Below are 14,134 nucleotides of genomic sequence, written 5' to 3'. Positions count from 1 at the left end.
CGTCGTCTCATAGGCCTAGTCTCCGGCAGCACTTAACGACCAGCGTGCGGTGCAGTGCATTGGATACGGTGCTTAAAACTGTTGTGTCGGTTGCCACGCGAGCTTATAAACTGCCGGCTCACCCCCCTCGAATGCATGCAAGGCCCGGGAATCTGCCATGACCCTGATGTTGGCCCTGGATACCTTGGAATCGGTCAAGCGCTCTGCGCAGTCGGCATTGCTATGCCAGCAACTAGCGATCCAGGCGGGCACGCTGCAGGGCGACGAACCCCGGCAACTGCTCGATGAAATTACATGGTCATCTTGCGAAAAACTAAAGTTCAAGCGCCTGATAATTTCAGAGTGCATGCTGCGATGATTTGCAGCTGCCGTCACACTGATCAAAGCTCGCATTCCATCCGGAAATCTGAGGATGAATTGATCACCTGGACGTCGTCGATAGGTGAACGTAAGTCCGTCAGGTGAGGTTGTTTTTTCGGCCAATTTTGTTCGCTCTTGGTCACGACGCTCAAACTAGCGCCCTTCTATACGCCTAGCCCCGATTTTTAGGTCGGGGCTTTTGTGTACCTGGTGCGAATTTTCCGAGACCGTGGGCGGTCTGGGATCGCCGGGCTTAGCCCGGCGCGCCTAAGCATTAGTTGGCAGCGTCCCCACCGTGAGCTTTGGCCAATGCCTGCGCATGAGCAAGGTGCTCTTTCAGCTTAGGCAACGTTTCAGCCGCAAAAGCTTTGAGTTCAGGATCTTTACCATTAGCGGCCTCGTCCTCAAAAATCTTGATCGTGGCCCCGTGAGCTTTTACCTGGTTATTGGCATAAGCCTGATCGAACGACTTCGAGCTGCGCAATTCCAGAATCATCGATTTGGCCTTGTCCATGAGCTGAGCGTCGTCAGACACTTTCAGCTTTTTGGAATCAGCAATCGATTTGAGTTTGGCGTTCGCTGCGGTGTGATGCCTGATCATCGTGTCAGCAAAGCTCTTGACGTCGGCAGAGCTGCCTTTCTCCTGCGCAAGCTTACCAGCCTCCACTTCTGCCACACCTTTTGCAGAAGCGTCCTCAACGAAGTCGTCGTTATCCGTAGCAGCGAAGGCATGGCCTGCTAGCGTGACCATCAAGGCGAATGCTGAAGTTTTGAAGAGATGTCGCTCATAAGCTATCCCTCTCTTGGGTAGTAAGTCAGGCGGTGGTAACCGTTAATTTGGGTCTCTCTAAGTCCTCGGCCCCACGTTTTACGGCGGGGCTTAGGGTGCAGCTGGATGACCTGGTGCGGGATTTTCCTACTGGTAGTTTAGGTCAGCTGCTACCCAACATTTAGCACCGTTGTATTCATCGCCGCCTTCGGCAATGAAGATGTGACCAGTGTCGTTCACCGCGTATACGCCTGGGCTCTCGTCACTCGCGTGACGCAATGAATCCTTCCACCCGTACACCGCGCCCTGCCATATCAGCACAATGCCGCCGCGATGGTCCGGGTTGGCTTTCCGCCACTTGGCGGCAGTGGCGCGTAACGCTTCCCCGTGCTGGTGCATGACGATTTTCCTTGCTGATTAATTACCGAGGTTGAGGCCAGCATTTGTGATCGTTGCACCGTGGAGACGGGAAGCCAGCCGGGACCTTGAAGGAATAAAACGGGAGTCGCACCCCTCCAGGTTTCAATGGCCCAAGGATTTTGACGCTCATGACGCATGCCTTGTATTAACTGTACATCCATACAGTTAACGCAGCTGCGAGGATCTGGTCAATTGCCAGCGAAAACTATTTCGACCAGCGGGTTAGCATGCTGAAATTTATAGTCAATAGGTTCTCAACCTCATTGTGGTGACATGGTGTGGGTTCAACCTATGCCAATCCAGCTATAGGCCCGTGTTCAGGGCTCTACAGGCCGTTTGTACGGGGAGGAATCGTCCTCGTACTCAACGCTTCTGATTGTGAGCCTTACATTTGCGGTTTTGACTTGAGCGATCGTAATGGCTTTTTGCCCCGCAAACCTTCCCTCGCCTAATATCGATATCCCCTTGTTGCATTCCCCCGCGTAGCGGAAAACCCGGCTCATGAATCTTTCCGTGGGCGATACCATGCTTTCAATTTTTAAGCGAAAACCTGCCACTGCCCCTCCGGCCCAATCGATAGATGGTGGCTTCACTGCCCCCGAGTCAGCAAGCAACCTGCTCGGCACACCTCGCCGACGCACCCTGCTGGAAAATATTTGGCAACGAACCTCTCTTTCTCGTAAGCAGTTCGGAAACCTCTACCTCACCCCTCTTGAAAAATACGCTGCGCTGGTCCAACACCTGCCCGCTTCTGAAAACCATCACCATGCATATTTAGGCGGCATGCTGGATCACGGTCTTGAGATTGTCGCTTACGCACTCAAGATTCGTCAGACATACCTTTTGCCCATCGGCGCGCCGCCTGAATCACAAGCCGCACAGGCAGAGGCGTGGTCTGCAGCTGCGGCCTACGGCGCGCTTATCCACGACCTGGGAAAGATCGCCGTCGACGTTACTGTTGAACTACAGAACGGCAAGACCTGGCACCCCTGGTATGGACCGATCGCTCAACCTTACCGCTTCAAGTATGTGAAAGGCCGAAATTACAAACTACATAGCGCAGCCTCTTCCCTCATCTACTCTCAAGTTTTGCCGGCGGAGGCACTGGACTGGCTCAGTGGATTTCCTGAGCTTTGGGCACAGCTACTGTTCACGCTGGCTGGTCAGCACGAATATGCAGACATCATCGGTGAGATCGTGACCCAAGCTGACCAGGCATCGGTTGCTCAGGAGCTCGGGGGGAACACCGAACGCGCAATGGCGGCACCCAAGCAGTCTCTACAGAGACAGTTGGTCGATGGCTTGAGGATGCTGGTCAAAGAAAAATTCAAGCTGAACCACGAGGACGGACCTTCTGACGGGTGGTTAACCCAGGATGCGCTGTGGTTGGTGAGCAAGCCTGCAGTAGATCAGCTCAGAGTCTCTCTGCTGGCTCAGGGCATTGAGCACATACCAAGCTCGAATGCGCCGATGTTCAACATGCTGCAGGACCAAGCGATCATTCAAACCAATGCCAAGGACAAAGCGATCTGGAGCGTTACGATTGACAATGGTCATGGCTGGCTTAAAACATTTACCGTATTGAAGGTCTCACCGGCACTCATCTGGCCTGACGCTGGGGAGCGGCCAGAAAGCTATGGAGGTACCGTAACGATTGAGCAGGCAGAGCCTGTACCGGAGGATCCACCGGCACAGGAAATGGAGAACAGCGCACTAACTAATGACTCGAGTGATAGCATTTTAATATCGAAATCGTTACAAATTGTACAAAATGCTCCGCAACCATTATTGCAGAGCGACTCCGACCATATGGATGACTTGCTTTCCCTCTTCGAAGACACTTCGGTTGCACCCAACCCAGTGGCAACCACAGCAATAGTTCATAGCACCCCCACCCAAGCTTCAGTAGAAAACCTGGAAACATCACCACCTCGAATGCTGCGACAGCAGAGACCACCACCTCCTATAGACCTGCCCCTTGAGGACTCTCAGGATAATGCTAGCGCTGGTGATTACGGATCTAAGTTTTTGGCCTGGCTCAAGACAGGGGTTATCTCTCACAAAATTATCATCAACGACGCCAAAGCAAGGGTCCACACCGTTGCCGGGACTGCTTTTCTGGTCAGTCCGGATATTTTTAAGCGTTATGCCCTGGAGCATCCTGATATCGAAGCGGTTTCCCGGGAACGCCAACTGGAGGCCTGGCAGTTGGTGCAACGCGCCTTCGAGAAGAAGAAACGCCATCGCAAAACTCCGGATCAACTCAATATCTGGACCTGCCAGGTCAAGGGACCACGCAAAACTCGCGAACTAAGGGGGTATTTACTCACCGATCCGACGGATGTGTTCAGTGAAGTACCTTATGACAACGCCATTCTGGCACTCATGGGTAGTAGCGATGACAGTGGGAGTCCGGCGTTATGACCACCGTCCTTGACCTAACCCAAGAATACATTTCGGTCCACGATCTGCGTCCTGCTTCAGCAAGCACATATCATTCATCGACCCGCGCCTTCATCCGGAAGTTTGGCAATTGCCTGGCGGAGCTGATCACTCACCGCGACGTACTCGCCTGGCGCAAGCAAGAGCTGGATCGCGGTCTGTCCAAGCGGAGCTGGAACACTTACTCGTCCCATTTGCGGACCATTTTCAAGTATGCCATTGAGGAGGAAGTCGTCACTCTGGCTAAAAACCCGTTCAATAAGACTGCGGTCATTCCCCCACGACGAAAGAAAAAGACCGTGATTGAAGACGCGATCGAGCAAGCGCGCAGCCGATTGAGGCTGTTGAAGGAGGAAGAAGAGCAAACCTGCAAGCGCTCTTCGATCACGCCAGCCTGGTTCTGGCTGATTGTCTACGAGACGTTCTACTACACAGGTATACGGCTCAACGCCCTGCTGAACGTCCGGATGGGGGATATCGATCTCAAGCATCGCCTCATACGGGTCCGAGCAGAGACAGAGAAAACCCATCGGGAATTCATGATCCCGATTCCCGACGGGCTACAACCCCACCTGCAGACACTGATCAAAGCTGCCAAAACTCAAAGTTTTTCGAAGGCCGATCAGTTGTTCAACGTCAATCGATTCTCCACCTACTACAGGGGAACGGTCATGAACGTGGATCAAGTCGAGGCAATGTATAAGAAATTGACGCTCGCAATAGGTGTGCGAATGACACCTCATCGATTTCGTCACACGATTGCCACGGACCTGATGAAACAACCTGACCGCAATATCCACGTGACGAAGACCTTACTCAATCATTCGAACCTGGCCACGACGATGGAGTACATCGAGCCAGACTACGAAATGATGAGACTGGTGATGAACGAACGCTTTCTCCCTCCTGGATTTGAGTACTACATGTCGCGTCATGAAAACAGGGAGCAACATCGAGCTCCAGGGCTTCGACAAATGCGTAGAGGCTCCCTACCACTTCTCAAAATCGACAGGACAATGCCGCCAGATGAGCGAGGCTGGCAGGTAATATCTGAAGCCGGTCCAGCACATCGTGCATTGGCGCTACCAGGCTCAAACAGCACGGGACTGCCAATGAAATCTCCGATGCAGGCGTTATTGCATCCGAAACGGACAATGGCCGCAGATATCGAAGAGCCGCTATCCACAGATGAGATTGCGTTTGTTGGGAAATTTCTGGATTGGCTAAGGCATCGAGGAGCGGACGCAGATGCTCAGTTGCTTCTAGACAGTCGCAGCTCGATATCGGAGCAGTTGAAAGCTACAAAAGGTAGTTTCGAGGGGATCGCCTGGGTCAACCGACCCAGCTGATGCTCCTACGGAAGAATCTGAGGTAATCCGGCGGGGAGAGGCTGACATACAGAAATGAAAATGCCCAGTCTCTAAGCTTTTGGCTTCGAGACAGGGCACATTCCAATTTGACATCATCGACACCCAGCGCTATGTTTCGCGGCAGACGGCTGCTTGCCTGAGTGTTACGAGCACTTCAGAACACAGAAACCGCGATTTCGACTGAATATGATCTGCCAGTCTAAATAATCTGACGCTAACGCTGGATAAAGATGGTCGGGGTAAGGGGATTCGAACTCCTGACATCCTGCTCCCAAAGCAGGCGCGCTACCGGACTGCGCTATACCCCGGTAAATCAAGGCACCTCAAAAAGCTGCCTGCGACCCGACCATACTGCATCAGATCTTTAAGATTCGGCTTCAGGCGACAACCTGAAGCCAAAAATGGTGGGTCGTGTGGGATTCGAACCTACGACCAATTGGTTAAAAGCCAACTGCTCTACCAACTGAGCTAACGACCCAAAAATGGTCGGGGTAAGGGGATTCGAACTCCTGACATCCTGCTCCCAAAGCAGGCGCGCTACCGGACTGCGCTATACCCCGATACAGTTACTTGAGAAATCTGGCTCCACGACCTGGACTCGAACCAGGGACCCAGTGATTAACAGTCACTTGCTCTACCAACTGAGCTATCGCGGAACTATTAGATTTCAGCTGTAACCGGTACATCTACTGCGCTGAGCTAACTCATTGTTTCTGAATTAATTCAGCCTCTTCGCCTTGTCCGTATCGCTACGTTCACGTCTCTGAGGCGCGCTATTCTACATTTTCAAAAACACCTGTCAACCCTCTAAATTGCTTTTAAGACAATGATTTGCGATTTTTTTTCAGATCGCCGATCAGGGGTGCGAAATCGAGGGGTTCGCGCGGTGCGTCTATATAGATAGCCCTGCAAGCGCAGAATTGTGGGAGCCGGCTTGCTGGCGATGGCGTCGGATCAGGCACCGACGCCATTGCAACCGCTTCGCACTCGATCGCCACCAAGGCGGCTCCCACAAGAGCTCATTCCAGCTCAGCCCCTCAAGCAAACACAATCTCGTCGTCGACCACGGTACCGGTAATGCTGCTACCCGGCTCGAAGTTGCCCGACAGGATCAGTTGCGCCAGCGGGTTCTCGATCCAGCGCTGGATTGCACGCTTCAACGGCCGCGCGCCATAGACCGGGTCGTAGCCGATGGCAATCAGCATATCCATGGCCTCCTGGCTCAGGGTCATGCTCAGGTCGCGCTCGGTCAGGCGGCTGCGCAGGCGGCCCAGCTGGATCTCGGTGATACCGGCAATCTGCTCGCGCCCCAGCGGCTCGAACACCACCACTTCGTCGATACGGTTGACGAACTCCGGACGGAAGTGCGAACCCACGGCATCCATGACCGCCGCGCGCTGCGCTTCACGATCACCGACCAGTTCCTGAATCTGCGCCGAGCCCAGGTTCGAGGTCATGACGATCACGGTATTGCGGAAGTCCACCGTACGACCATGGCTGTCGGTCAGGCGGCCGTCTTCCAGTACCTGCAGCAGGATGTTGAACACATCCGGGTGGGCCTTTTCGACTTCGTCGAGCAGGATCACCGAGTAAGGCTTGCGCCGTACCGCTTCGGTCAGGTAACCGCCTTCTTCATAACCGACGTAGCCCGGCGGCGCCCCGATCAGACGAGCCACGGAGTGTTTCTCCATGAACTCGGACATATCGATACGCACCATGGCCTCTTCAGTATCAAAGAGGAACTCGGCCAGGGCCTTGCACAGCTCGGTCTTGCCGACGCCGGTCGGGCCGAGGAACAGGAACGAGCCGCTTGGCCGGTTCGGATCGGACAGCCCGGCACGGGAACGCCGCACCGCGTTGGCCACCGCCACCACCGCCTCGTTCTGACCAATCACTCGCTGGTGCAGCAGGCTTTCCATTTTCAGCAGCTTGTCGCGCTCGCCTTCGAGCATCTTCGATACCGGAATACCGGTCCACTTGGACACCACTTCGGCGATTTCTTCCTCGGTGACCTTACTGCGCAGCAACTGGTTCTCCGGCTTGCCGTGCTGATCGACCATCTGCAGGCTGCGCTCCAGGTCCGGGATGACCCCGTACTGCAACTCGGCCATGCGGTTCAGGTCGCCACGACGGCGGGCCGCCTCCAGTTCCTGACGGGACTGTTCGATTTTCTGCTGGATCTGCGCGGAGCCGGTGACTTCGGCTTTTTCCGAAGTCCAGATTTCTTCCAGGTCGGCATATTCCCGCTCAAGGCGTACGATTTCTTCCTGGAGCTTCTCCAGACGTTTCTTCGCCGCCTCGTCGCTTTCTTTCTTCAGCGCCTGGGATTCAACCTTGAGCTGAATCAGACGACGCTCCAGACGATCAAGCACTTCCGGCTTGGAGTCGATTTCCATGCGAATACGGCTGGCCGCTTCGTCGATCAGGTCGATAGCTTTGTCCGGCAACTGGCGGTCGGTGATATAGCGATGGCTGAGCTTGGCCGCCGCGATGATCGCGCCGTCAGTGATCGCCACTTTATGGTGGACCTCGTAACGTTCCTTGAGGCCACGCAGGATGGCGATGGTGTCCTCTTCGCTCGGCTCGTCGACCTGGACTTTCTGGAAGCGCCGCTCGAGGGCCGCATCCTTCTCTATATATTGACGGTATTCGTTGAGGGTAGTCGCGCCGACGCAATGCAGCTCGCCGCGAGCCAGCGCAGGCTTGAGCATATTGCCTGCGTCCATGGAGCCCTCGCCTTTACCGGCGCCGACCATGGTGTGCAGTTCGTCGATGAACAGGATGATCTGGCCTTCCTGCTTGGACAGCTCGTTGAGCAGGGATTTGAGGCGCTCTTCGAACTCGCCGCGGAACTTGGCGCCGGCGATCAACGAGCCCATATCCAGAGACAGCAAACGCTTACCCTTGAGGCCGTCCGGCACTTCTCCATTAATGATGCGCTGGGCCAGGCCCTCGGCAATGGCGGTCTTACCCACGCCGGGTTCGCCGATCAGTACCGGGTTGTTCTTGGTGCGGCGTTGCAGCACCTGGATGGTCCGGCGAATTTCGTCGTCGCGGCCGATCACCGGGTCAAGCTTGCCTTCTTCGGCGCGCTTGGTCAGGTCGACAGTGTATTTATCCAGGGCCTTGCGCGACTCCTCGACATTGGCGTCATTCACCGCCTCGCCGCCGCGCAGGTTGCTGATGGCGTTTTCCAGGGCTTTCTTGCTCACGCCCTGGCCGAGCAGCAATTTGCCGAGCTTGCTGTTTTCGTCCATGGCCGCGAGCAGTACCAGCTCGCTGGAAATGAACTGATCGCCCTTCTGCTGCGCCAGACGGTCAGCCTGGTTGAGCAGGCGCGCCAGATCCTGGGACATATTCACGTCACCGGTAGGGTTCTGGATTTTCGGCATCTGATCGAGTTCTTTGGTCAACTCCTTGCGCAGGCTGTTGACATCAAAGCCGACCTGCAACAGCAGCGGCTTGATGGTGCCGCCCTGCTGATCGAGCAGGGCCTGCATCAAATGTGCGGGCTCAATGGCGGGATGATCATGGCCCACCGCCAGGGATTGGGAATCGGATAAAGCCAGTTGCAGCTTGCTTGTCAAACGGTCAATACGCATTGGTCACCTTCCTATTGAGCAGGCCGGAGCGATGGACACACCTGTAAAGAAAACCTGCCAGATAGCCCGTTAGATGCGGCCGATTCTGTGAGATTCAAGCACGGATTAGTTGACGCAAGTCAGCGTACCAGTGAAGCGAGCTTAGCTGGCCTGAAGCAATCAGGCCTGTTCGAGCCAGATAAGAGAGGCAAAACGACCGGTGCGAGCGGCACGGCGGTAGGAATAAAAGCGCGGGTCGTTGAAAGTATCCAGACCACCGCCATAGACAGCAGTTACGCCATGGGCCGCCAGACGCAGGCGCGCCAGGGCATAGATATCAGCCATGAACCGCCCGGCATTGACGCTGGGGATAAAGGCTTCAGCGGTCTGCGGATGCTGCGAGACAAAGGTCTCGAAGACTTCGCCGCCCACTTCAAAAGAAGGTTGGCCAATGGCCGGGCCCAGCCAGACCAGAATTTCACTGGCCTCGACCTGCAAACTGTCGGCGGCGGCTTCCAGCACGCCAGCGGCCAGCCCGCGCCAACCGGCATGTGCCGCAGCAACGCGAGTACCGGCGCGGTTGCAGAACAACGCAGGCAGGCAATCGGCGGTCATGATGGTGCAGGCAATACCGGGGGTTGCGGTCCAACTGCCGTCGGCCTCGACGACGACCGACGGATCGGCCTGGACCACGGTTACGCCGTGGACCTGGCGCAACCAGGCAGGCTGCACATGCAGCTGCGAAGTCAGACTCAGGCGGTTGGCGGCGACAAATTCAGGCTGATCCTCGACATGATCACCCAGATTGAAGCTGTCGAACGGCGCGACGCTGACGCCGCCCGTCCGGGTGGTGATGCACGACTTGACGGCTGCCGGAGCAGGCCAGTCAGGAATCAGCCAGTCATTCACCCGATGAACGCCTCACGGTCCTGTTTGAGCAGCGACAGCAGCCAGACGAAATCGTCAGGCAGCGGCGATTCCCAGCTCATGCGCTGACCGGTGGTCGGATGATCCAGTTCCAGGAAACGCGCATGCAGCGCCTGACGCGGGAAATGTTTCAGCGAATCGACCATGGTCACACTGGCCGCCGGCGGAATACGGAAGCGGCCGCCATAGGCCGGATCACCCACCAGGGGATAGTTGACGTGGGCCATGTGCACACGAATCTGGTGGGTACGGCCGGTTTCCAGCTTGACCCGCACATGAGTGTGGGAGCGGAAACGCTCAAGCACACGGTAATGGCTGACAGCCGGCTTGCCGCCTTCCATCACCGCCATGCGCTGGCGCTGCTGACCGTGACGACCGATAGGCGCGTCGATCTTGCCGCCAGAAGTCACCACGCCGATCACGATGCACTCGTAGATGCGGCTGACGCTGCGTTTCTGCAATTGCGCGACCAGCTGGGTCTGGGCCTGAATGGTCTTGGCCACCACCATCAAACCGGTGGTGTCCTTGTCCAGGCGATGGACGATACCGGCGCGGGGCACATTGACGATATCCGGCACATGGTGCAGCAGGGCATTCAACAGGGTGCCGTCGGCATGCCCGGCAGCCGGATGCACGACCAGGCCGGCCGGCTTGTTGATGACCAGGATCTGGTCGTCTTCGTAGACGATATCCAGCTCGATATCCTGGGCAACCCACTCGCCCTGAGCTTCCTGCTCCGCGATAAGTTGCAGGATGGCGCCGCCGTGCACGATGTCACGCGGGCGCAATACACCTCCATCGACAGTCAGACGACCGTCCTTGATCCAGGCGGAAAGGCGCGAGCGCGAGTGCTCTGCGAATAATTGTGCGGCGACTTGATCGAGGCGTTGACCGCCCAATTCGGACGGCACCTCTGCGCGGAGTTCTATATTCTCGGACATGCTCAGACTAGAAGGCGGTGTCAGCCTAGGTTTCAGCTGCACGCTTGTGGTTAAATACGGCGTCTTTTGCCCCGGGGGTTCCACGGGGCGCTCATCATAACAGGACGGTCACGCCCAAGACAGCGACCGTTATAGGGACGCAAGCCGCCATGCAAGTGAAACACCTGCTGCTGATCGCCATCCTCGCACTCACCGCGGCCTGTTCGTCGAAGAAAGAAGTCATCGACGAAAACCTCAGCGAAGTCGAGCTGTACCAGCAGGCGCAGGCCGACCTGGGTAATAGCAGCTTCAACAGTGCCACTGAAAAGCTCAAGGCCCTGGAGTCGCGCTATCCGTTCGGCCGTTATGCCGATCAGGCACAGCTGGAACTGATTTATTCCAACTACAAGAACGGGGAGCCGGAAGCTGCCAAGGCTGCGGCCGAGCGCTTCATCCGTCTGCACCCCCAGCACTCGAACGTCGACTACGCCTACTATATGAAAGGGCTGACCTCGTTCGACCAGGACGTTGGCCTGCTGGCGCGCTTCCTGCCGCTGGACCAGACCAAGCGTGACCCGGGTGCTGCCCGCGATTCGTTCAACGAGTTCGCCCAGCTGACCAGCCGCTTCCCGAACAGCCGCTACGCGCCGGACGCCAAGCAGCGCATGATTTATCTGCGCAACCTGCTGGCTTCCTACGAAATCCATGTGGCCGACTACTACCTGACCCGTCAGGCTTATGTAGCCGCTGCCAACCGTGGTCGCTATGTAGTGGAAAACTTCCAGGAAACGCCATCGGTCGGTGACGGCCTGGCAGTCATGGTCGAGTCCTACCAGCGCCTGCATCTGGACGACCTGGCCGCGACCAGCCTGGAAGTGCTCAAGACCAACTTCCCGAATCACCCGCAACTGGAAGATGGCAAGTTCACCCCGCGCGTTGCCGATGTCGACAACCGTTCGTGGCTGACCCGCGCAACCCTGGGCCTGATCGAAAGCAATCCGCCGCTGCCGCCGGGTGAAACCCGCGCCAACCAGGACGTGATGAAGCAATACCAGGACGCCAAGGACGCTATCCCGGCTGACCTGCTGCCAGAGAATCAGTCCGAAGTGGACGAGCAGAACCACGAAGCCGAAGGCAACAGCAAGAGCCGCTCCTGGTTCAGCTATATGACGCTGGGTGTTTTTGACTGATACCCGGCTTAATCGCTGCACTCAAAAACGCATGACCTATCCGGGTCATGCGTTTTTTTATGGAGGCAAGGTTGGTGGAGGCGAATTCTGTGGGAGCCGTCGCGCGGCAAACACCTGGCAGGGGAAATCTTGTGGGAGCGAATTCATTCGCGAAGAGGCCAGTCCAACCAATCGAAATTCATTGTCTGAAATACCGCATTCGCGGATAAATCCGCTCCCACAATTTGCAACTTCCTTTATGTGGGACATCCTGTTGCAATCCCTCTGTCCCGCTGATGGCTCCTTGGCTACACTGGCAAGTCTTCGTTCACTAAGCTGGTAGTCATGGTTCGCTTAATTATGTGGGTCGCGTTGATCGCGGCAGCCGTATGGTTCATCAAACGCCTGATCAACCCCCCTGCCCCACGCACTAAACCCGAGCCTCCCGAAATCGCCGCCACGCCAATGGTTCGCTGTGCCCATTGCGGCGTGCATCTGCCCCGTGACCGAGCCCTGAGCCAGGAGCAGCAGTGGTATTGCAGCGAGACCCATAGGCTGCAAGGCCCGGCAGCACGTGACCACTGAGACCCTGTCACTCGGCAGTGCCCTGGCCCAACGCGTGCTGCGGCTGTACAACCTGTATCGCCTGACCATCGGCACCATGCTGGTGGTGCTGGCAACGACCAGCCTCGACTCGCAGCTGCTGCAAATGGCCAACCAGGACCTGTTCCGCGCGGGCTGCTGGCTGTATCTGGTGTTCAACATCATGGTCGTGGCGCTGCTGGATCGGCCTGTCCACCAGGCCCAGGTATTCAGCCTGGCCATGGCCGACGCGCTGATGCTGTCGGCGCTGTTTTATGCCGGCGGCGGCCCGCCCAGCGGCATCGGCAACCTGCTGATTGCCTCGGTCGCCATCAGTAATGTCTTGCTGCGTGGTCGCATCGGCTTGCTGATTGCCGCCATTTCCGCCATCGGCATCATCTACCTGACCTTTTATATAAGCTTCAGCACCGCCAGTACCGCGACCTCCTCCACTTACTACGTGCAGGCCGGTTCTCTCGGCGCCCTGTGTTTTGCCGCTGCCTTGCTGGTCCAGGCCCTGACCCGGCGCCTGCATCTCACCGAAGCCCTGGCCCAGCAGCGCGCAGACGATGTCGATAATCTTGAAGAACTCAATGCCCTGATCCTGCAACGCATGCGCACCGGCATCCTCGTGCTCAATGCCCGGCGTCAGGTGCTGCTGGCCAATCAGAGCGCCCTGAGCCTGCTCGGCCACGAGCATTTGATCGGCGAAACCATCGATAACTATTCACCGCTGCTGGTCGAACGCCTGCGCCAGTGGCTGATCAACCCGATCCTGGCGCCGCGCAACATTACCACCTCGTTGTCAGGGCCGATCCTGCAACCCAGCTTCGTTCCACTCAATCGTGGCGATCAGCGCCAGACCCTGATCTTTCTCGAAGACCTTTCGCAAATCGCCCATCAGGCCCAGCAACTCAAGCTGGCCGCACTCGGTCGCCTGACCGCCGGTATCGCCCATGAAATTCGTAACCCTCTGGGGGCGATCAGCCATGCCGCACAATTGCTCAACGAGTCAGAAGAGTTGACCGCGCCTGATCAACGTCTGGGTCAGATCATTCAAGATCAATCGCGACGCGTGAATATCGTCATTGAAAACGTCCTGCAACTGTCCCGCCGCAACGAATCGGCCCCGCAACTGCTTGATCTGAAAACCTGGCTGGAAGAATTCGTCGACAGCTTTCGCGGCTCGGCTCCGGCCAACAGGCGCTTGCACACCGATATCGGCCCCGGCAGCCTGACCACACGCATGGATCCGGAACAGCTCAACCAGATCATGAGTAATCTGGTGGACAATGGCCTGCATCACAGTGGCAAGCGCCATGATCTGGCTCAGGTGTGGATCAGGCTGTTTCATGCTCCACTAAGCGAGCTGCCGGTGCTGGAAGTACTCGATGACGGCGCGGGCGTGGCCAGCGAGCATCTGAGCAAGATTTTTGAGCCTTTTTTCACCACCGAAAGCAAAGGCACCGGTTTGGGCCTGTATCTTTCGCGTGAACTCTGCGAAAGCAACCAGGCCAATCTGGACTACACATTCCGGGAAGGTGGCGGCAGTTGCCTGCGCATCACCTTCGCCCATCCGTTCAAATTGAGTTGA

At 56.8% G+C, this 14,134-nt stretch carries 11 protein-coding genes, 4 tRNA genes and 1 pseudogene; 6 read left to right on the top strand and 10 right to left on the bottom strand.

Features of this window, described 5'->3' with window-relative positions:
- Positions 1–157: 157 nt before the first annotated feature.
- Positions 158–358, top strand: coding sequence for a hypothetical protein (locus M2401_RS18280; protein ID WP_259104884.1), 201 nt, complete (start codon positions 158–160; stop codon positions 356–358).
- A 276-nt stretch (positions 359–634) separates the two neighbouring features.
- Here the strand turns inward: M2401_RS18280 and M2401_RS18275 are convergent, their stop codons facing one another.
- The 3 genes and pseudogenes from M2401_RS18275 to M2401_RS18265 form a co-directional block, all read right to left on the bottom strand.
- Positions 635–1,111, bottom strand: a complete 477-nt coding sequence (locus M2401_RS18275; RefSeq protein ID WP_259104883.1) for a DUF4142 domain-containing protein — start codon at positions 1,109–1,111, stop codon at positions 635–637.
- A gap of 165 nt (positions 1,112–1,276) precedes the next feature.
- Positions 1,277–1,528 (bottom strand): hypothetical protein, encoded by a 252-nt coding sequence (locus M2401_RS18270; RefSeq protein WP_259104882.1) that lies wholly within the window; start codon positions 1,526–1,528, stop codon positions 1,277–1,279.
- 61 nt (positions 1,529–1,589) lie between these two features.
- Positions 1,590–1,679 (bottom strand): annotated as a pseudogene (locus M2401_RS18265) (peptidase S24); the annotation flags it as partial.
- 383 nt (positions 1,680–2,062) lie between these two features.
- Here M2401_RS18265 and mobH point away from each other — a divergent pair.
- Complete coding sequence (mobH, locus tag M2401_RS18260; protein WP_259104947.1) at positions 2,063–3,973, top strand: MobH family relaxase; 1,911 nt, start codon at positions 2,063–2,065, stop codon at positions 3,971–3,973.
- The gene (gene xerC / locus M2401_RS18255) at positions 3,970–5,340 is read left to right on the top strand and encodes a tyrosine recombinase XerC (RefSeq protein ID WP_259104881.1); all 1,371 of its coding nucleotides are present in this window, start codon (positions 3,970–3,972) and stop codon (positions 5,338–5,340) included. Before mobH ends, xerC begins: the two co-directional genes overlap by 4 nt.
- A 252-nt stretch (positions 5,341–5,592) precedes the next feature.
- Here xerC and M2401_RS18250 read toward each other — a convergent pair.
- The 7 genes from M2401_RS18250 to rluD form a co-directional block, all read right to left on the bottom strand.
- A tRNA-Pro gene (locus tag M2401_RS18250) sits at positions 5,593–5,669 on the bottom strand.
- A gap of 94 nt (positions 5,670–5,763) precedes the next feature.
- A tRNA-Lys gene (locus tag M2401_RS18245) sits at positions 5,764–5,839 on the bottom strand.
- A gap of 5 nt (positions 5,840–5,844) precedes the next feature.
- Positions 5,845–5,921 (bottom strand) — tRNA-Pro (locus M2401_RS18240).
- A gap of 20 nt (positions 5,922–5,941) precedes the next feature.
- Positions 5,942–6,017 (bottom strand) — tRNA-Asn (locus tag M2401_RS18235).
- A gap of 381 nt (positions 6,018–6,398) precedes the next feature.
- The gene (gene clpB, locus M2401_RS18230) at positions 6,399–8,963 is read right to left on the bottom strand and encodes an ATP-dependent chaperone ClpB (RefSeq protein WP_259104880.1); all 2,565 of its coding nucleotides are present in this window, start codon (positions 8,961–8,963) and stop codon (positions 6,399–6,401) included.
- Positions 8,964–9,122: 159 nt separating this feature from the next.
- On the bottom strand, positions 9,123–9,851 hold the full coding sequence (gene pgeF, locus M2401_RS18225) for a peptidoglycan editing factor PgeF (protein WP_259104879.1): 729 nt from the start codon (positions 9,849–9,851) through the stop codon (positions 9,123–9,125).
- Positions 9,848–10,810, bottom strand: coding sequence for a 23S rRNA pseudouridine(1911/1915/1917) synthase RluD (gene rluD, locus M2401_RS18220; protein ID WP_259104878.1), 963 nt, complete (start codon positions 10,808–10,810; stop codon positions 9,848–9,850). Before rluD ends, pgeF begins: the two co-directional genes overlap by 4 nt.
- A 149-nt stretch (positions 10,811–10,959) precedes the next feature.
- Here rluD and M2401_RS18215 point away from each other — a divergent pair, with 149 nt between their 5' ends.
- From M2401_RS18215 to M2401_RS18205, 3 genes are all read left to right on the top strand, one after another.
- Complete coding sequence (locus tag M2401_RS18215; RefSeq protein WP_259104877.1) at positions 10,960–11,979, top strand: outer membrane protein assembly factor BamD; 1,020 nt, start codon at positions 10,960–10,962, stop codon at positions 11,977–11,979.
- A gap of 324 nt (positions 11,980–12,303) precedes the next feature.
- Positions 12,304–12,543: a PP0621 family protein gene (locus M2401_RS18210; protein WP_259104876.1), complete on the top strand. Its 240-nt coding sequence runs from the start codon at positions 12,304–12,306 to the stop codon at positions 12,541–12,543.
- Positions 12,533–14,134: a PAS domain-containing sensor histidine kinase gene (locus M2401_RS18205; protein ID WP_259104875.1), complete on the top strand. Its 1,602-nt coding sequence runs from the start codon at positions 12,533–12,535 to the stop codon at positions 14,132–14,134. Before M2401_RS18210 ends, M2401_RS18205 begins: the two co-directional genes overlap by 11 nt.

Source organism: Pseudomonas sp. JUb42, assembly GCF_024807945.1.
GTDB lineage: Bacteria > Pseudomonadota > Gammaproteobacteria > Pseudomonadales > Pseudomonadaceae > Aquipseudomonas.
Note: the sequence above shows the minus strand (reverse complement) of the source record. Positions and strands in the feature narration are given on the sequence as shown.